Origin of the sequence: Lentibacillus salinarum (assembly GCF_042679865.1) — a bacterium.
Taxonomy (GTDB): Bacteria; Bacillota; Bacilli; order Bacillales; family Amphibacillaceae; genus Lentibacillus; species Lentibacillus salinarum.
The window spans coordinates 26198-44817 of the sequence record NZ_JBHTNH010000029.1; the positions used below are offsets into that span (position 1 = coordinate 26198).

Consider the following 18620-nt stretch of genomic DNA (forward strand, 5'->3'; position numbering starts at 1 on the left):
TGGGGTTTTTTTGGTATAATGCGTCATTTTTTGCTATACTTTTTTTATCATTGGGGGGAGAAAAATGGAGGAACAGGACGTCATCCAACTGCTCCGTCATTATCGGCATGATTTAGTGAATCAGTTACAGGTTGTTCAGGGGTATGCAAGTATGGGAAAGACGGCTAAAGTTCAGCAGAAATTAACGGACTACCTATGGCATTTGCAGGAGGAAGGCAAGCTGGTCAGTTTAAATGCACCGGCATTTGCTTTATATATGCTGCAATTGGCAACGTTGCATACGAATTTTCGATTGGTTTATCATATACATATTGATGGAAAAGATTTACAGTCGGTCGATCGGTTGCTTGTCGAACGTTGTAAGCATGTGATGGAAAAAATCGAAACCGGTACGGATTGTATGGTATTATATGATCTTGATGTGCAATTATATGAGGGGCCCGGCGACATCATTGAATTAGTCTTTACCGTCAGCGGCGACTTATCGGATATGCCATCCTCAGGATTCCGTATGGAAGATAGTGATCAGGGAATAACGGTACAACAGCAGGCGAACGACATGACGTTCATTGTAAGAATTCCGTGCAAACGAGGTGGATAAAATGTTTGTTGATCAGGTTAGTGTCTATGTCAAGGCCGGTGATGGCGGTGACGGCATCGTTGCCTACCGGCGCGAGATCTATGTGCCCAAAGGCGGACCTGCCGGCGGTGATGGCGGTAATGGCGGTGACGTTATTTTTAAGGTTGACGAGGGATTGAACACGTTGATGGATTTCCGTTATAACCGCCATTATAAAGCGAAACGCGGCGAAAATGGCATGAGCAAAAATAAACATGGGCGGAATGCCGACCCATTAATTGTCGAGGTCCCCCCGGGTACAACGGTTATTGATGAGGATACCGGTGAAGTGTTAGCTGATTTGACCGAAGAGGGACAGCAAGCGCTCATTGCCAAAGGAGGCCGCGGCGGACGCGGGAACAGCCGGTTTGCAACACCTCGAAACCCTGCGCCAGAACTTTCTGAAAATGGGGAACCGGGTGTTGAGCGCCATATTAAAGTGGAATTAAAATTACTCGCAGATGTTGGACTGGTCGGATTTCCAAGTGCCGGAAAATCCACATTGTTGTCGGTTATTAGTGCCGCCAAGCCGAAAACAGCTGACTATCATTTCACAACCTTGGCGCCAAACCTTGGGGTAGTTGACACGGGTGATAAGCGAAGTTTTGTCGTGGCGGATCTTCCCGGTCTGATTGAGGGTGCGCATGAAGGTGTTGGACTGGGTCATCAATTTTTACGTCACGTTGAGCGAACCCGTGCTATGCTACATGTTATTGATATGGCAGGCATCGAAGGAAGAGACCCATATGATGACTTTGTCAAAATAAACAAGGAATTGGAGGCATATGATCCGTCCTTAATGGAACGTCCGCACATTATTGCGGCTAATAAAATGGACATGCCCGGTGCGGAGGAGAATCTTCAGGTATTCAAAGCAACATTAAACGATGATACCCCGGTTTATCCGATTTCAGCGGTTACGAAAGAGGGTATACAGGACGTTATATTTGCCGTTGCCGACCTGCTGGATCAAACACCAAAACATACGGAGAACATCAAAGATACAGAGGAGCAAGTTGTTTACCGTTTCGAGGAAACAGAAACACCATTTAAGGTTACACGCGATTCGGATGGTACATTTGTTCTGTCAGGAGCCAAAATCGAGAAACTATTTAAAATGACCGATTTTACAAAAGATGAGGGCGTACAGCGATTTGCTCGGCAGCTGCGCGGCATGGGTGTTGATGATGTATTGCGCAAGCGCGGGGCTAAAGATGGTGATACCATCCGATTAATGGATTTTGAATTCGAATTTATTGAGTAAACAATCTTTATAAAATCGTGTTAACGATAGGGGGAAATTATAATGGTGAAAATTGGTTATTTGGGGCCACGTGGCACGTTTACAAAATTGGCGGTTGACACCGCGTTTAACGGGGAAGGTAAGCAAAGTTTTACGACCATTCCGGAATGTATTGATGCCGTCCAAAACGATCAAATTGATATCGGGGTTGTCCCGCTGGAAAATGCGATCGAGGGTACCGTGCAATTAACGGTCGATTATCTGGTCCATCAGGTCAGATTGCCGATTGTCGCTGAAATCGTTGTACCCATTCAACAGCACTTGCTAGTTGCATCTCACTTTTCAGGAGATTTGTCCCAGGTAACCGATGTGCATTCGCATAGTCATGCGATTGCCCAGTGTCATCAGTTTTTGCACAAGTATATGCCGGATGCGATGCTGAACTTCACATCGTCCACTGGAAAAGCAGCTGAAATAGTCAGTGGCAGTGAAGAGACGGTTGCGGCCATCGGCAACAAGCTGGCAGCAAGCGAATACGGACTGACCATTTACCAGGAAAATATTCATGATTATCCGAACAACCATACTAGATTTGCCGTTCTGGCCAAGGATGCGGATACGGTCCGGATCAATCAGGTGAAGGAATCGGAAAAAACAAGTCTTCTAATCACACTGCCGAGCGACTATGCTGGCGCGTTACATCAAGTTCTTGCAGCATTCGCATGGCGTAAGATGAACCTTTCTAAAATTGAGTCACGACCGATGAAAACCGGTCTGGGGAATTATTTTTTTATTGTCGATGTCAATCAGCCATATGACGATGTGCTATTCCCGGGTGTGAAAGCCGAATTGGAAACACTTGGCTGCGGTGTCACGATTTTGGGTACCTATCCGGTTCATCAAATGCAGGTGTAATGATTGGGCTATTTAAAGGAAGACAGAACCTGAAGGTCTTGCGACAAGAAAAAGCTTGGATGAGTACCCATCATCGCAAAGGCATTCGCAGTTTTCTTCAAAAATCCCGGTGTATCGTTTGTTTGGAAAAACGGGAATGAATCTCCCGTTTTTCTTTTTTAGTTCAACATTTCTCTTTCGGCTGCATATGATTGTTAATGAGAGATTAGCCTAGTCTGAATGCTGACGAAAGGAGTATGTTGGAGTTGAAAATTCACATTGTACAAAAAGGCGATACATTATGGGAGATAGCGCAGCAATATAATGCGGACTTTGAACAGGTGAAACAGCTTAACCCGCAATTGTCCAGTCCTGATATGATTATGCCAGGTATGAAAATCAAAATTCCTGCTTCCTCAAAACCAGTTAAAAAAGAAGGTGTCAACAAGAAGGAAACACAAAAGGAAACCCCAAAACCGGCAACCGAAAAACCGTATAAAGATACGTCACCACAACCGATGCCAGTCGTCTACGAAGATGATGACAAGCAGCCAAAAAAAATCGAACCAAAAATGCCGGAATATCCGAAAATGCCTGTTCAACCAAAAATGCCGGAACAGCCGAAAACACCTATACAGCCCAAGATGCCGCAATACCCAAAAATGCCGGAATATCAAAGCATGCCGAAACAACCCAAAATACCAGAGAAGCCACACATGCCAGAGCATCCCGAGATGACGGAACAGCTGAAAGTGCCAATGAAGCCACACATGCCGATGCCACTCTACACGCCAGCAAAACAGGAAATGAAGCCTTGCACATCCTTTAACCCTCCGCAAATGCCAGGATATGCACAACCGAAACAGGATCAACAACAAGGGATGTACCACCAGCCTTACCCGATACCCGGAATGCCGGTCCAACAGACAATGCCATGTCCTCCGCCACCAATGCCTCATCAAAATGCATACATGACGGAAAAAAAGGATTGTGGCTGTGGCGAAACGAAGCAAATGCCAATGCATCAGCAGCCTGTGCCAATGTATCAGCACGCAATGCCGCATCAGCCAATGCCTCATCAAAATGCATACATGACGGAAAAAAAGGATTGTGGCTGTGGCGAAACGAAGCAAATGCCAATGCATCAGCAGCCTGCGCCAATGTATCAACACGCAATGCCATATCAGCCAATGCCCATGAACCAGCCGATGTATCAGCATCCGGTGAACCCGAATAGTCATTCACATTACGGTCATATGATGGAATCCGCTGAAACGCCATCATCGAACATGAAAATGCCGGAACAGCCAATCACCCCTCCTATTAAGAAAAATACCGGCTCGCATAATGCATTTTCGCATTCGGTACCGATGGGGATGCAACAAGGGTTTCATTATCCGCAAATGCCACCGAACGCATATCCGCACATCACAGACAATAATATGCCAATGCCGATGCCTCCGGGTTATCAGAATCAGTACCGGAGCGATGAGGAAGAGTCGGCGAGTGAGTAATCTGATGAAAGGAGACGATGTGAATATAGATCGTCTCTCTTCTTTTTTGCAGAAACAAGGGATGCTGAACGTGATGCTCGTGTCCACTATTCAAAATCATGTCTTTTACCTTGAACCGTTTAAAGGGCATTCATTGATTTTGAAACGCCACCGTAACAGGGCACGGCTTGAACAGCAGTGGCGTTTTTTTGCCCAGCAGACATCTTCCGTGATTATTCCATTTCAGCGCTTTCCCAATCAGAAACCATATTTAACTGATGACAGCCATTATTGGACGATCACACCGTATATTCCCGGCAAAAAATTAAATTATCATTTTGCCGGTGATCGTGAATCCGGTTTACTAGCACTCCAGACGTTTCACCATGATACCAAAAGAATTAAGGTGTCATCACCTTTGCGTCAAGAAATATTTTATAGACGCTGGTCAAAGCGGTTACAAAAATTCAGGAATACAGCCCCTTTATTTCAGGAATATGGTTTCGGGGCGCTGTTTAATGATATTGTTCAGACAACCGAAAAACACTTATCACTTATAACAGGTTTTGATTGGGCCGGGTTGGAGCGTTCAGCGCTACAATCAGGTACTTGGATTCACGGTGACGTGGCAGCTCATAATTTTATCCGCTATAAAGGCCGCGTGTACATGATTGATTTCGATTTGCTGGGTTGTGCTTCGCCGCTGCATGATTATATCCAGCTTGGTCAGCGTTTTTTGCCATATTTAAACTGGGATTCGGAACGTCTTTTATCATATAATATGGTCCAGGAAAAATATTTGAGGCCTTGGTTGTATGCGCTATTCATTCCCAGTGATGTCATGCGAGATTGGTTGTATTATATGAATAGGCGTTCTATCCAGCCGGTCGGTGATTATTTGGAAAAAATGGAAAGAGAATGGATTCAACGGCTATCCTTTTTAAAAACGGCCATAGACATGCTAAACTAAAAACAGGCAATTTGAATACAATGGAGTGATGACAATGGAAAAAAACGTCAATCATATCGTCCGGTGGCTGCAGGAGCGTGTGCAGGAAGCCGGCGTAAATGGGCTACTAGTTGGTGTCAGTGGCGGAGTGGATTCAGCGGTTGTCGCTTATCTGATACAACGGGCGTTTCCCGATCATTCACTTGGTGTGATGATGCCAATTAATACGAATCCAAGTGAAATGACCCACGCCAAGGAAGTCATTGAAGCGTCAGGAATCAATGGGTTAACGTTAGATCTGACTGAAACACATGACAGAATGTACACAGCTATCTCTGATGAGCTCAAGCAGAAAAACACGTTTGCGGAAGAAAATGATCAGCTGGCAAGTGCCAACCTACAGGCACGTTTACGTATGAGTTCCCTTTACACGCTTGCCGCGCATTATAATTATTTGGTCGTTGGGACAGACAATGCTTCTGAGTGGTACATCGGCTATTTCACCAAATATGGTGATGGTGGTGTCGATATCCTGCCACTGGTAGAATTCACAAAAGCAGAAGTAAGAGAAATGGGTGACTATCTCGGCGTCCCCGACGCTATATTAGGTAAAAAACCAAGTGCAGGACTTTGGGAAGGCCAAACAGATGAAGCCGAAATCGGTACGTCTTATGACGTCATTGATGCCTATGTGGAAGGAAAAGAAATCCCGGCTAAAGATAAAGAACTGATAGAGAAGAAGCATCGGCAAACGGCCCATAAACGGGATCAGGTAAAACAATTCCAGCGTTTGGATAAATAATCCCTTTATTTATCTGATTAAAACAAGCTTTCTTATCCATCCTAATGGTAAGGGAGGTTGTTTTATGCGCACCATTAAAGGGATCATGATACCAATTTTGACCATTTTGCTTGTCGGCTGTATGCAGGATGATGCAGGTGACGACCCTGGACAGGAAAACATGAATTCCCAGCCGATCAAATATGAAACAGAGCAGGAGCAAAACGAACGACGCGAAACCGACAATAACCAAAACGATGAGCAAAATACTTATCCGGAAAATGACTATCAGAATGTGAATGAAGGTGATGATCAGGCGCAGAGTGATAAGTTCACAAACGAGGTTTCCCAGTCCATTTCTAATCACTTAAAACAGCGCCGCGATGTCAGGCAGGCGCAGGTCGCTGTGTCTGAAGATAAAGTTATTGTCGGTGTCATGCTGACTGATCAAGCGCCACCGGATATGCGCGAACGGGTTGAACAGGAAGTGCAGGAGATGGTCCCAACCAAAGACGTCCACGTTTATACTGATGATATTTACTGGGACCGGATGCGAAACAAAGATGCACAACTTGACCAGTTAAACGGTGATATGCGAGAGTATCTGCGGGAATTTTTCGACCGGGACAGAGAACATTTTTAATGTATGTCTAATGCCCGACTTCCAGGGTCTCCCTCATAACGACAATCGTATCGGAAGGCAAAAGGTGGCATATTAAATTCAAAAAATAATGCCACTTTTTGTTCCAAGACGGGGTGTCGAAAGATAAGGGGGAGTCCACCCTGCTGTAACGGTCAGTAACCCGCCCAAAAAAACGGCGGCTAACTGACCGTAAATGTCCGATTCTGTTCAACTAACATTCAGTGGAGAAAAACACTCCACTGAATGAAGTTTCACTTTATCCATCTAGGCTTTTTTGGTATAGTTAAAAGGAAATTTCCAGGAGAGAGGAGAATGTCCTATGGCAGGTCATTCCAAATGGCATAACATACAACGCAGAAAAAATGCCCAGGATGCCAAGAAAGGCAAAATATTTATGCGGCATGCAAAAAATATATATACCGCGGCCAAGGAAGGCGGGGGTGACCTTGAAACGAATGCCTCACTGAGAGTAGCGGTTGATAAGGCGAAAGCGGACAATATGCCCAACGACAATATTGATCGGGCCATCAAAAAAGCAACAGGAGACCTAGATGGTGTCCACTATGAAGAAATCACATATGAAGGCTATGGCCCGGGTGGGGTTGCTGTGATTGTCAACGTGCTGACAGATAACAAAAATCGCACAGCTTCAGAAGTCCGTCATGCGTTCAAGAAAAATGACGGGAACCTTGGTGAAAACGGCAGTGTTACCTTTATGTTTGACCGAAAAGGCTATATTGTCGTTGAAAATGAAGATGGATCGATTGATGAAGACGATATCACTATGGAAGCAATTGAAGCTGGAGCAGATGATATCGTTGTAGAAGAAAGCGTATATGACATTTATACGGACCCGGAAAATTTCCAACGTGTCCGCGATCATTTACAAGAGCACTATAAGCTTGCCGAAGCTGATGTGACTTTCTTTCCGCAAACCTACAGCACGCCCTCAGAAGATGATAAGCAGAAGATGTTGAATCTGATTGATATGCTGGAAGATAATGAAGATACCCAGGATGTCCATCACAACATGGAAATATCAGAGTAATCCAACGTAAGACTTCTATTCTTTATGGAATGGAAGTTTTATTTTGCCTACCTTATCAATAAAGTATGTTAAAATAGCTGCAGGGAGATAAAGGAGAAGGTTGAATGATTGCTTATATTAGAGGGACACTTGTCATGATACAGGAAGATGCTGTCATCGTCGACGTACAGGGGGTTGGCTATGAGATTGTCTGTGCTAATCCATTTGCGTTTCAGGCATCACTGCATGAGAATTTGACAATCCATACATATCATTATGTCCGTGAAGATACACAGGTTCTTTATGGCTTCCGGAATGAAGATGAAAAAGTGTTATTCACAAAACTTATCTCCGTTTCCGGTATCGGGCCAAAAGGAGCGCTGGCGATTCTGGGGAGTGTCGATGTCGACGGTTTTATTGAGGCCATTGAACGGGAAGACGACAAATTCCTGACCACCTTTCCGGGAATCGGCAAAAAGACAGCCAGACAGATAATCCTTGATTTAAAAGGAAAATTGTCCGCAATGGTATCGGTCTCTGCGCAAAATTCGGCAAATACGGCATCGCCAGGTGTTTCGAAAGAATTGCAGGAAGCTCAGGAAGCATTGAAATCACTCGGGTATAGTGAACGTGAGATTAAAGCAGTTGTTCCAGAACTTCAAAAGGGACACGACCAAAATACGGATAACATGATCCGTCAAGCACTGGCATTGCTCATGAAAAATCAATAAGGTGGGATACTGATGGATGAGCGCGTGGTCACAGGTGAATGGCAACAGGAAGATTCAGCTGCTGAACTTAGTCTCCGCCCCACAAATCTGAATCAATATATCGGTCAGCAAAAGGTAAAAGAAAATTTAAGCATATTTATCCAAGCAGCCAAAATGCGTGAAGAAGCCCTTGATCATGTGCTGCTCTATGGTCCGCCCGGGCTTGGCAAAACAACGTTGGCTGCCATCATCGCCAATGAAATGGGGGTGCAGTTTCGCTCTACCTCTGGTCCGGCAATTGAACGTTCCGGTGATTTGGCGGCCATTCTGTCGTCTCTGGAACCCGGCGATGTTCTATTCATTGACGAAGTGCACCGCCTGCCGCGATCGGTTGAAGAGATTCTATATCCAGCAATGGAGGATTTTTTCCTTGATATTGTGATTGGCAGCGGACCAAGTGCACGGTCGGTCCAAATCGATTTGCCCCCATTCACGCTGGTAGGTGCCACGACAAGAGCTGGGCTATTGTCGGCACCGTTGCGTGACCGGTTTGGGGTTATGAGCCGATTGGAATTTTACGGGACACAGGCATTGTGTGATATTGTGGAACGGACAGCGGAAATTTTCGCCACAACGATTACACATGATGCTGCCATGGAGATTGCCCGCCGCTCCAGAGGGACACCCCGAATTGCCAACAGGCTCTTAAAACGAATTCGTGATCTCTCGCAGGTAAAAGGGGAAAGTGAAATCAGTCTGCCAACAACAGAACAGGCACTGACGATGCTGCAGGTTGATAATGCAGGTCTCGACCACATCGACCATAAACTGCTGACAAGCATGATGGATGGCTTTCATGGCGGCCCGGTCGGACTCGATACGATCGCTGCAACAATTGGAGAGGAATCCCAGACGATTGAAGATGTGTACGAGCCGTATTTACTGCAAATCGGTTTTATCCAGCGCACCCCAAGAGGACGCGTTGTCACACCGAAAGCATACCACCATTTTGGAAAAGGGAAAGAGGATAACGGATGAACATGGGAAGACTGTTTATCATCCTTGGTATCATTTTTGTGGTTATCGGTATTATCTGGTCATTTATCGGAAAATTGCCCGGTGACATTACCATCAAACGCGACAATTTTACGTTTCATTTTCCGATTATGACGTCCATTGTTGTGAGCATCATTTTATCACTTATCTTTTTTATCATCGGAAAAATTCGCTGATAGGCTGTGTTCAAAAGAGGATGACCGGCTTTTTTTGAACAACCTTTCATAACGTTAGGAGACCATCATGAAACTGGAAGACTTTGATTATGAACTACCGGAAGAATTAATCGCCCAAACACCACTGAAAAAACGTGACGCGTCCCGCTTGCTGGTTTTGCACCGCGATACGCAGGAAGTGGCGCATAAACGGTTTACGGATATCAGAGATTATCTGCAAAAAGGTGACTGCCTTGTGCTGAACGATACCCGTGTATTGCCAGCCAGGTTATATGGCAGCAAGGAAGATACCGGAGCTAAGGTGGAAGTGTTACTCCTCCATCAACAGGAAGAAGACACCTGGGAAGTACTGGTGAAACCGGCGAAAAAAGTTAAAGTGGGCACGGTTATCGTTTTTGGCGAGGGTAAAGTTCGTGCAACCTGCACAGGAACTCAAGATCATGGCGGACGGCTATTACAGTTTGCGTATGAAGGCATTTTTTATGAACGGCTGAATGAACTGGGGGAAATGCCGCTGCCTCCTTATATAAAAGAACAATTGCCCGAGCAGGAACGGTACCAGACCGTTTATGCAAAAGAGGAAGGGTCAGCAGCAGCGCCGACTGCCGGTCTGCATTTCACGAATGAATTGCTCGATGAGATTAGAGCGATGGGTGTTTCGATTGAATTTATTACGCTTCATGTCGGGCTGGGCACATTCAGGCCGGTAAATGCGGATAACGTTGAGGATCACAACATGCATGCCGAATTTTACCGAATGTCGCAGGAAACGGCAGACAAACTGACCGCGGTTAAAGCATGTGGTGGCCGGGTAATCTCAGTCGGTACAACATCGACCCGGACACTGGAGACGATTGTCCGGGATCATGACGGACGATTCACCGAATCAAGCGGCTGGACGGATATTTTTATTTACCCGCCCTATGCGTTTCAGGCCATAGACGGACTGATCACCAATTTTCACCTGCCAAAATCAACGCTGATTATGATGGTCAGCGCCTTTGCTGACAGGGACAGTATTATGAGTGCCTATCAGGAAGCGGTTGAAAAACGATACCGGTTTTTCAGTTTCGGTGATGCCATGTTTATCTTATAAGAATCTAACAAAGGAACGATATAATCTATGACAGCCATTACCTATGAACACATTAAAACATGCAAACAGACAGGGGCACGCCTCGGGAAAGTCCATACGCCACATGGATCCATTGATACACCGGCGTTTATGCCTGTTGGGACATCGGCCACTGTTAAAACGATGAGCCCGGAAGAATTGAAAGAAATGAATGCCAATATCATATTGTCCAACACATACCATCTATGGCTTCGTCCCGGTGAAGATATTATTCAAGAGGCCGGTGGGCTCCATCAATTTATGAACTGGGACGGGGCTATTTTGACTGACTCGGGCGGGTTTCAGGTTTTCAGTTTAAGTGATATGCGCGATATTAAGGAAGAGGGTGTGCACTTCCGAAATCATTTAAGCGGGGAGAAACTGTTTCTCTCACCCGAAAAGGCGATGAACATTCAAAATGCGCTCGGCTCGGATATTATGATGGCATTTGATGAATGTCCGCCATATCCCGCTTCGCATGACTATATGAAAGCTTCAGTGGAACGGACGTCACGTTGGGCGGAACGCTGTTTGAACGCTCATGAACGGCCGTCTGACCAGGGGTTGTTCGGCATCATCCAGGGTGGCGAGTATGAGGATCTGAGAAAGCAAAGTGCCCAGGATCTCGCGTCACTGGACTTTCCCGGTTATGCAGTCGGCGGATTGTCTGTCGGTGAGCCAAAAGATGTGATGAACCGGATGCTTGCGTTCACCACCCCATTGCTTCCTTTCGATAAGCCGCGCTACCTGATGGGTGTCGGATCGCCGGACTCATTGATTGACGGGGCAATCCGCGGCATCGACATGTTTGATTGTGTACTGCCGACCCGGATTGCCAGAAACGGGACATGCATGACATCGAACGGAAGACTGGTTGTCCGCAATGCTAAATTCAAGCGTGATTTCAGTCCGATCGATGAGAACTGCGACTGTCACGTCTGTAGGCATTATACCCGCGCTTATATCCGACATCTGGTAAAATGTAATGAAACATTCGGATTCAGGCTTACGACTTATCATAACTTATATTTTCTGTTAAACTTAATGAAGCAAGTACGTGATTCAATTGCTGAAGATCGGCTTGGTGACTTTAGGGAGGCATTCTTTGACCAATATGGGTTCAATAAACGGAATGCGAAGAACTTTTAACAAAGAAGGAGGGAATGGATAAATGGAAATGATCGTATCACTGTTACCGATAATCTTAATGTTTGTCATTTTTTATTTCCTGCTCATCCGCCCGCAGCAAAAGCGGCAAAAGCAAGTCAGACAGATGCAGGCTGATTTGCAGAAGGGTGATAAAGTGGTGACAATCGGTGGTTTACATGCTGAAATCCACGCGCTTGATGAGGATACAGTTGTCCTGCAATCGGGTGAAGGCCCAAGGCTGACATATGACCGTTCCGCTATTCGTGAAATTAAAAACGATAAAACACAATAACACTTTATGATGCATACATAAAGCCGAAAGCAGAAGAAGTCAGTTCGTTTGGAACTGACTTCTTCTGCTTTGTCAGGATCACGTTTCCGATTTGATGATATTCACACCGACAACGCCACCCAGCAGTGCTGCCAGGATGAATCCTGCATGATGGAGTGACTGTTCTAGTGAGAATCCTTGCTGATAACCAAGATATTGGACCAAAAAGGTGAAAAATGTAAAACCAGCCCCTGTTACAGCTCCGATTACCCAACCTTTTTCTTTACCCTTAATCCCTGCTACAAGACCACCAGCAAATAAACTGATTAACCCAACTGCCAATGTCATCCATGCTAAGGTTGTTTCGGTCATCCCGGTAAATTGAAGTAGTAATGCGAGAATGATACTTGTCACTAAGATCAGCCCGAGCGCGATGATCCAGCCATACAACAAGGCAACAAATTGTTGTTTGCGCAAAGCTGTTTGCCCCCTTTCCAATGATTGTCCATGTACTATCATCTTATTCAGATAAATACCAAAATAGACTGAAAATATTTTGTATACTGTAGTCATATAGTGATAAGAGAGGACAATCAATTATTGTGAAAGAGGATGTTATATGGACGTCATTTTGGCAGGAATTATCTTTGTCATCAGCTATATTTTTATTATGACGGAAAAAATTAACCGGGCTGTCGTGGCACTTGCAGGTGGGGCATTACTGTTATTAACAGGGGTTTACAGTGTCAATGAGATGTTTACTGATTACATTGACTGGAATACGATTGCTTTATTGTTTTCGATGATGGTTCTCATCTCGATTACCGAAAAGACGGGCTTGTTCTCCTTTATTGCTGTCCGATTTGCCCAAAAGGTAAGAGGGTCGCCTATTCCGCTGCTAATCGGGGTTAGCATCCTGACCGCTCTTGGTTCAGCTTTACTGGATAATGTGACGACAGTCCTGATATTAGTCCCGATTATGCTGAAGATCACAAAGCAGTTAAAGCTTCCCGCGTTCCCATATTTACTGGTGATAATTTTCAGTTCCAACATTGGCGGTACGGCAACGCTTATCGGGGACCCGCCGAATATCATGATTGGACAGGCTGTTGATCATTTAACATTTTTATCGTTTGTTAACCACCTTGCCCCGGTAGCTGTCATCATGTTTCTGCTTTTGGTGGTGATAATTTTGCCTTTGTTCAGACGGACGTTGCGTTCCAGCGGCAGCAATATAGAGGGATTAATGAAAACGGATGCTTCTGCTTATCTTGTGCGGACACCGATGCTCTATCAGTCCATCGCTGTTCTGACGATGACGTTAGTCGGGTTTTTGCTACATGCGTTTCTCCATATGGATCTGACCATTATCGCGTTAAGCGGTGCAATTCTACTGCTTCTCTTGACGGAAAAAGAGCTGGATACAGAACAGGTTTTTTCCAGGGTCGAATGGGTCACCTTATTTTTCTTTATCGGCCTATTTGCACTGGTCGGTGGACTGGAATCAGCAGGGATTATTGATCATCTGGCAAGGGCAATTGTCCTGTCGACAGATGGTGATTTTGCCGCAACGGCGATTTTAATATTATGGGTTTCCGGGTTGTTTTCCGGAATAGTGGATAATATTCCGTTTGTGGCCGCTATGATTCCGGTCGTCGAAGAACTTCAAGCGTATGGCATGACCTATCTGGATCCGATTTGGTGGTCCCTTGCGCTGGGTGCTTGTCTGGGAGGGAATGCCACACTTATCGGAGCCTCCGCCAATGTCGTAGTGGCCGGGTTGGCAGAGGGGGCGAACGAGAAACTGTCGTTCATTCGCTTTATGGTGTATGGCATCCCATTCGTTATCTTATCGCTTGTGGTCGCTACGATTTATGTTTACCTCCGTTATTTGCTTCCTTATACAGGTTGATAGACGGAGTACCAAACAAAGAACCACCGAGTAAGCTGTAAACTGCGAGGAGCCGGTACTATCGAACGCAACGGTGTATTTGAACCGCGGGTTACATAACAACCATTTTACGAAATGAGCCTTCATCAACAAATATAACGCTGCCGAATGCAGCGTTATATTTGTGAGCGGATTCAGGTGGCGCTTATGAGATCCACCTTTGTAAGACCGGTATCTGTTTTAATTCGTCTTTTGTCAGAAACCTTAAAATAAAGAGCAGGATGATATAAATGATCAATAAGGCAGCGAGTATCAGAATCAACATGAATAGATTTGACCCCGGGCCGGTGAACATATCCTGTAGGAACCTGCCGCACAGCCATGTTAAGGCTACCAGCAGCCCCATTTTAAACAGATCACGACCAGCTATCATAAACCCGATTTCTTTGTAAAGACTGGTCAGGTGGAGGAATGTCACGAGGACAACACCGACAGACATCGCGATTGCGACACCGTTTATGCCAAAGTCAGGGTTTGATGCCAGTAAAAAGAGCACGGCCAGTTTGACAACTGCCCCGATCAAGCTGTTCCACATGGCCGGCCTAGCCAAATCCAGTGCCTGCAAAGCAGCTTGTAAAGGTGATTGAATATAAAGCAGAATGAAGAAAGGTGCCATGAGCACTAAAAAATGACTGGCATTAGCAGTACCGTACATATAGGTCAGGATTGGTTCCGCAAATAACGTCAGCACAACGGTTGCAATGGCTCCGGATGCAAAAGAAATCCTGATTGATTGATGAATCCGGTAGTCAATCATGTGTTTGTTTTGACGTGCATCCGCTGCAGATATAGAAGGTACCAAAGCAATGGACAGGGAATTGGTAATAAACGTCGGCAAAAATAGTAACGGTAACACGTAGCCCGTCAGTTCACCATATTGTTTGGTAGCCAGCGAACTGGAAATACCGGCAATCGCCAAACTTTGGGCCACCAGAATCGGTTCAAGAAAATGGGAGATATTGCCGATCACCCGGCTGCCAGTGCTGGGCAGCGAAATGGAAAACAGTTCTTTTAATGTATTTTTGCTCGCTGTCAGGTAATGAAAGAACCGGTGCCTGATGCGAATAACTTTCAACCGTTTAAACATGCCTGCCAAATAGAACATGGACGCCAATTCACCCAAAATAACACTAAACATGGCCCCCGCTGCCGCAAACTCCACACCATAAGGGAGCAGTAGTTTGACGAAAAAAGCAACAAACACGATCCGGACGAATTGTTCGATGACGAGTGCATAGCTTTGTGGTTTCATGTTCTGCCGGCCCTGGAAATAACCTTTCAGCACTGAAGATATAGCGGTGATCGGGACAATTGGGCTTATGGCAATCAACGGATATAATGTCCGTTCATCTGTCAGCAAGGTTGTTGCGATAAATGGGGCAGCCATGACCATCCCAATGGTGAAAACAATACTGGTTACACCTGTGATGAGTAGTGATACGACAAGTATTTGCTTCACTTTGGCCCGATTATTTTTGGCTTCAGCTTCCGATACCCGTTTGGATATGGCTACTGGGAGTCCAAGCTGTGTTAACGTGATGACCAAAAATAACGTGGGGAGCGCCATCATATATAAACCGACGCCTTCCTCTCCCATAACTCTGGCTATCACCAGCCGGTTAATAAAACCGAGCAGTCGTGTTATCATACCTGCCATGATCAGGATTAATGTTCCTTGCAGAAATGTTTGTTTGGTCAATGTAGCCGACCTACCTTCTCAAAAATTAAATTTTCAGCTACAATGATATATATGCAAATAAGTAGGCCAAGCATGACAAGCATGATGGGATAATGGAGGGGTTGTTTGCGAAAATGATCAAAACCGTTCATGAATGGAAGCCGGAAATCGAACCGGCCCTGAAAAGCAAGGCAACTGAATTACGATTAATGGGATATGATAAGACCACGAGTGACGATGTATGGAACTGTCTGATCGAAAAAGTGTGGAAAGGTACGCCGTCCAAGCGTGTATATGAAGTTGTTCAGGACATTTTCCATCTATCGTCCAATATTTATATGAGCTATTTAACGGTGACCGCTTACAAGGATGACGATTTAGCTGCATCCATTGCTGCATTGACTGAAAACGACCAGCCAGATACTATATAATGGCTACATAACATAGACCCGTTAGACAGTGAGGGAGGCAAAACGACAGATGAAAACGAGAGGCAGAATTGTTGCTTTTTTTCTGATCGTTCTTGTATTGGCAGGAACGATTGGCTCAACGGTAACAGGGATTACAAAAGATATTAATTTAGGTCTTGACCTGCAGGGCGGTTTTGAGGTTTTGTATGAAGTTGAACCTGTTGAAGAAGACCAGGAAACAGACAGAGCATTGCTTGAATCCACTGTCAGGATCCTTAATGAACGGGTGGATAGATTAGGGATTAGTGAGGCGAATATTGATATTGAAGGTGAAGATCGAATCCGCGTGCAGCTTGCCGGTGTTGAAAATCAGGAAGAAGCCCGGGAACTGTTATCGACATCTGCACGTCTGTCGTTCAGGAATGTGGACGATGAGCAGTTGATGGACGGAAGTGACTTGGTTGAAGGTGCTGCCAGTCAGGATTTTTCCCAGCAGACAAACGAACCAATTGTGACACTCCAGCTACAGGATGCCTCCAAATTCCGTGACATAACAAGTGAATTGTCTTCCAAATATGAGCCGGTTCCTTTCCCGCAGCGTGAGGATTTACTGGTCATTTGGATGGACTATCAGGAAGGGGATTCATTCGCTGAAGAAGTCCAAAAAGACGATCCGAAATATGTTTCGGCTGCCGGTGTGAAAGAAACGCTCAACACGGCTAACGTTATGATTGAGGGCAATTTCACCGTTGATTCCGCACAGCGCATGGCGGACATCATCAATGCCGGTTCACTGCCGGTCAACATGACGGAACTGTATTCGAATACAGTCGGGGCGCAATTCGGTGAACAGGCACTGGATAAAACGGTGTTTGCCGCGATTGTCGGTATCGGGATCGTTTTTCTGGTGATCATGGCGATTTACCGTTTCCCAGGTGTGATTGCTGCAATTAACCTAAGCATTTATATTTACCTGGTTTTGCTGATCTTTAATCTGATGAATGGTGTGCTGACACTGCAGGGGATTGCTGCCTTGATTCTCGGTGTTGGTATGGCAGTGGACGCGAATGTCATTACCTTTGAACGGATCAAAGAAGAACTCCGGGAAGGTAAATCGATACAGGCAGCCTTCAAAGCTGGATCGAAAAACTCGCTGCGTGCCATTGTTGATGCCAATATCACAACATTACTTGCTGCGGCTGTGTTATTTATTTTCGGTACAAGCTCCGTTAAAGGCTTTGCCACCATGCTGATCCTGAGTATTGTCGTCAGCTTTTTAACAGCCGTTTATGGAACGCGATTGTTGATGGGCCTGTGGGTCAAAAGCAAATTCCTGAAAAACCGTCCGGGCTGGTTTGGCGTGAAACAAAAAGATATTCAGGACATTGCGGATACAACTGAACGGGAACCGAAAGTCTTCAACCGGGAACTGAACGTTGTCCGTCACCGGAAAAAATTCTTCGTGGCATCAGCGATCATGGTTATTCTTGGAGCGATGTCACTCGGCATTTTCCAGCTTAACCCGGGTATTGATTTCACAAGCGGATCCAGAATTCAGCTGGCGGCCGATAATCGTCTGAATGCGGATGAAATCGAAAGCGGGTTGGATGAACTTGGCATGGAAGCCAAATCAGTTGTCCTGACGGGTGATAATAACGATGGGGCCGTCCTTCGCTATGACCGGGTTATTGATGAAGACCGGATTTCTGACATACAGACGTATTTCCAGGATCATTTTAATGCGGATACAAGTGTCAGTGTTGTCTCGCCGATTGTTGGGGAAGAGTTGGTAAAAAACGCGCTCTATGCGGTAGCCATAGCCTCGATCGGTATTGTCATTTATGTGACACTCCGATTTGAGCTGTTCTTTGCCATGACGTCGATTATTGCACTGGTTCATGATGCGTTTTTTATCCTGGCGATTTTCAGCCTAACCAGGATTGAATTTGATGTGACAATTGTTGCCGCGATATTAACCATTATCGGGTATTCCATTAATGATACGATTGTGACATTCGACCGGATACGTGAAAACCTGAAGAAAAAGAAACGGATCACGTCATTTAAGGAACTTGCCAAAGTTGTTAACCGAAGTCTTGTGCAAACCATGACCCGCAGTATTAACACGACCGTTACCACAATGATTGCCGTCCTGGCATTCTTATTCCTTGGTGCACAGTCGATTGCCGGCTTTGCTATTGCCTTGGCCGTCGGGCTGCTGGCGGGTACGTATTCGTCGTTATTCCTTGCGTCCCAGCTGTGGCTCGTCTGGCGCGGGAAAAATATTAAAGAAAAGCCGGTCGTCTTTGCGAAAAAGAAACGTTCGGAAGGTCCACAAGTGTAATTGGGAGGCCCCCTGATGCCTTCGTACGGATCAGGGGTCTTTTAAGATTATTCAGTGGCGATAAAGGGTAAATTAACGACAAATGCGTGTTCAAAAAGGGAGATCATGTTTA

General features: G+C 45.5%; 19 protein-coding genes. 17 read left to right on the top strand and 2 right to left on the bottom strand.

Annotation, left to right across the window (positions count from 1 at the left end):
- Positions 1 to 64: 64 nt before the first annotated feature.
- From ACFQ4A_RS14710 to yajC, 14 genes are all read left to right on the top strand, one after another.
- Positions 65 to 601: a Spo0B domain-containing protein gene (locus ACFQ4A_RS14710; RefSeq protein ID WP_382401967.1), complete on the top strand. Its 537-nt coding sequence runs from the start codon at positions 65 to 67 to the stop codon at positions 599 to 601.
- A gap of 1 nt (position 602) precedes the next feature.
- Positions 603 to 1883 (top strand): GTPase ObgE, encoded by a 1281-nt coding sequence (gene obgE / locus ACFQ4A_RS14715; RefSeq protein WP_382401968.1) that lies wholly within the window; start codon positions 603 to 605, stop codon positions 1881 to 1883.
- 42 nt (positions 1884 to 1925) lie between these two features.
- Positions 1926 to 2777: a prephenate dehydratase gene (gene pheA / locus ACFQ4A_RS14720; protein WP_382401970.1), complete on the top strand. Its 852-nt coding sequence runs from the start codon at positions 1926 to 1928 to the stop codon at positions 2775 to 2777.
- Positions 2778 to 3022: 245 nt separating this feature from the next.
- The gene (gene safA / locus ACFQ4A_RS14725) at positions 3023 to 4270 is read left to right on the top strand and encodes a SafA/ExsA family spore coat assembly protein (RefSeq protein WP_382401972.1); all 1248 of its coding nucleotides are present in this window, start codon (positions 3023 to 3025) and stop codon (positions 4268 to 4270) included.
- Entirely contained in the window at positions 4263 to 5219 is a 957-nt protein-coding gene (locus tag ACFQ4A_RS14730) for a phosphotransferase (RefSeq protein ID WP_382401974.1), read from the top strand. Before safA ends, ACFQ4A_RS14730 begins: the two co-directional genes overlap by 8 nt.
- Positions 5220 to 5253: 34 nt before the next feature.
- Positions 5254 to 6000, top strand: coding sequence for an NAD(+) synthase (nadE, locus tag ACFQ4A_RS14735; RefSeq protein ID WP_382401975.1), 747 nt, complete (start codon positions 5254 to 5256; stop codon positions 5998 to 6000).
- A 64-nt stretch (positions 6001 to 6064) separates the two neighbouring features.
- A complete protein-coding gene (locus ACFQ4A_RS14740) occupies positions 6065 to 6622 on the top strand; it encodes a YhcN/YlaJ family sporulation lipoprotein (RefSeq protein ID WP_382401977.1) in 558 nt (185 codons plus the stop codon).
- Between the two features lie 319 nt (positions 6623 to 6941).
- Entirely contained in the window at positions 6942 to 7670 is a 729-nt protein-coding gene (locus tag ACFQ4A_RS14745) for a YebC/PmpR family DNA-binding transcriptional regulator (RefSeq protein ID WP_382401979.1), read from the top strand.
- 104 nt (positions 7671 to 7774) lie between these two features.
- Positions 7775 to 8380, top strand: coding sequence for a Holliday junction branch migration protein RuvA (ruvA, locus tag ACFQ4A_RS14750; RefSeq protein ID WP_382401981.1), 606 nt, complete (start codon positions 7775 to 7777; stop codon positions 8378 to 8380).
- Between the two features lie 12 nt (positions 8381 to 8392).
- Positions 8393 to 9397, top strand: a complete 1005-nt coding sequence (gene ruvB / locus ACFQ4A_RS14755) for a Holliday junction branch migration DNA helicase RuvB (protein WP_382401983.1) — start codon at positions 8393 to 8395, stop codon at positions 9395 to 9397.
- Positions 9394 to 9591 carry a DUF2905 domain-containing protein gene (locus tag ACFQ4A_RS14760; RefSeq protein ID WP_382401985.1) on the top strand — a complete coding sequence of 66 codons (198 nt, stop codon included), beginning with the start codon at positions 9394 to 9396 and terminating at the stop codon, positions 9589 to 9591. Before ruvB ends, ACFQ4A_RS14760 begins: the two co-directional genes overlap by 4 nt.
- A gap of 67 nt (positions 9592 to 9658) precedes the next feature.
- A complete protein-coding gene (queA, locus tag ACFQ4A_RS14765; RefSeq protein ID WP_382401987.1) occupies positions 9659 to 10687 on the top strand; it encodes a tRNA preQ1(34) S-adenosylmethionine ribosyltransferase-isomerase QueA in 1029 nt (342 codons plus the stop codon).
- Between the two features lie 27 nt (positions 10688 to 10714).
- A complete protein-coding gene (gene tgt, locus ACFQ4A_RS14770) occupies positions 10715 to 11854 on the top strand; it encodes a tRNA guanosine(34) transglycosylase Tgt (protein ID WP_382401989.1) in 1140 nt (379 codons plus the stop codon).
- A gap of 22 nt (positions 11855 to 11876) precedes the next feature.
- On the top strand, positions 11877 to 12146 hold the full coding sequence (yajC, locus tag ACFQ4A_RS14775) for a preprotein translocase subunit YajC (RefSeq protein WP_382401991.1): 270 nt from the start codon (positions 11877 to 11879) through the stop codon (positions 12144 to 12146).
- 78 nt (positions 12147 to 12224) lie between these two features.
- On the opposite strand, the gene ACFQ4A_RS14780 is transcribed toward yajC, so the two are convergent.
- On the bottom strand, positions 12225 to 12602 hold the full coding sequence (locus ACFQ4A_RS14780) for a TIGR04086 family membrane protein (protein ID WP_382401992.1): 378 nt from the start codon (positions 12600 to 12602) through the stop codon (positions 12225 to 12227).
- Between the two features lie 142 nt (positions 12603 to 12744).
- Between ACFQ4A_RS14780 and ACFQ4A_RS14785 the strand changes: the two genes are divergently transcribed.
- Complete coding sequence (locus ACFQ4A_RS14785; RefSeq protein WP_382401994.1) at positions 12745 to 14037, top strand: ArsB/NhaD family transporter; 1293 nt, start codon at positions 12745 to 12747, stop codon at positions 14035 to 14037.
- Between the two features lie 184 nt (positions 14038 to 14221).
- Here the strand turns inward: ACFQ4A_RS14785 and spoVB are convergent, their stop codons facing one another.
- Positions 14222 to 15775, bottom strand: a complete 1554-nt coding sequence (gene spoVB / locus ACFQ4A_RS14790; RefSeq protein WP_382401996.1) for a stage V sporulation protein B — start codon at positions 15773 to 15775, stop codon at positions 14222 to 14224.
- 113 nt (positions 15776 to 15888) lie between these two features.
- Here spoVB and ACFQ4A_RS14795 point away from each other — a divergent pair, with 113 nt between their 5' ends.
- A complete protein-coding gene (locus ACFQ4A_RS14795; RefSeq protein ID WP_382401999.1) occupies positions 15889 to 16185 on the top strand; it encodes a post-transcriptional regulator in 297 nt (98 codons plus the stop codon).
- A gap of 49 nt (positions 16186 to 16234) precedes the next feature.
- On the top strand, positions 16235 to 18508 hold the full coding sequence (gene secDF / locus ACFQ4A_RS14800) for a protein translocase subunit SecDF (RefSeq protein ID WP_382402001.1): 2274 nt from the start codon (positions 16235 to 16237) through the stop codon (positions 18506 to 18508).
- Positions 18509 to 18620 lie beyond the last annotated feature (112 nt).

What these genes read in the sequence shown, in the direction of transcription:
- ACFQ4A_RS14710 (WP_382401967.1), top strand. Translation starts at nt 65, where the DNA reads ATGGAGGAACAGGACGTCATCCAACTGCTCCGTCATTATCGGCATGAT.
- obgE (WP_382401968.1), top strand. Translation starts at nt 603, where the DNA reads ATGTTTGTTGATCAGGTTAGTGTCTATGTCAAGGCCGGTGATGGCGGT.
- pheA (WP_382401970.1), top strand. Translation starts at nt 1,926, where the DNA reads ATGGTGAAAATTGGTTATTTGGGGCCACGTGGCACGTTTACAAAATTG.
- nadE (WP_382401975.1), top strand. Translation starts at nt 5,254, where the DNA reads ATGGAAAAAAACGTCAATCATATCGTCCGGTGGCTGCAGGAGCGTGTG.
- ACFQ4A_RS14740 (WP_382401977.1), top strand. Translation starts at nt 6,065, where the DNA reads ATGCGCACCATTAAAGGGATCATGATACCAATTTTGACCATTTTGCTT.
- ACFQ4A_RS14745 (WP_382401979.1), top strand. Translation starts at nt 6,942, where the DNA reads ATGGCAGGTCATTCCAAATGGCATAACATACAACGCAGAAAAAATGCC.
- ruvA (WP_382401981.1), top strand. Translation starts at nt 7,775, where the DNA reads ATGATTGCTTATATTAGAGGGACACTTGTCATGATACAGGAAGATGCT.
- ruvB (WP_382401983.1), top strand. Translation starts at nt 8,393, where the DNA reads ATGGATGAGCGCGTGGTCACAGGTGAATGGCAACAGGAAGATTCAGCT.
- ACFQ4A_RS14760 (WP_382401985.1), top strand. Translation starts at nt 9,394, where the DNA reads ATGAACATGGGAAGACTGTTTATCATCCTTGGTATCATTTTTGTGGTT.
- queA (WP_382401987.1), top strand. Translation starts at nt 9,659, where the DNA reads ATGAAACTGGAAGACTTTGATTATGAACTACCGGAAGAATTAATCGCC.
- tgt (WP_382401989.1), top strand. Translation starts at nt 10,715, where the DNA reads ATGACAGCCATTACCTATGAACACATTAAAACATGCAAACAGACAGGG.
- yajC (WP_382401991.1), top strand. Translation starts at nt 11,877, where the DNA reads ATGGAAATGATCGTATCACTGTTACCGATAATCTTAATGTTTGTCATT.
- ACFQ4A_RS14785 (WP_382401994.1), top strand. Translation starts at nt 12,745, where the DNA reads ATGGACGTCATTTTGGCAGGAATTATCTTTGTCATCAGCTATATTTTT.
- ACFQ4A_RS14795 (WP_382401999.1), top strand. Translation starts at nt 15,889, where the DNA reads ATGATCAAAACCGTTCATGAATGGAAGCCGGAAATCGAACCGGCCCTG.
- secDF (WP_382402001.1), top strand. Translation starts at nt 16,235, where the DNA reads ATGAAAACGAGAGGCAGAATTGTTGCTTTTTTTCTGATCGTTCTTGTA.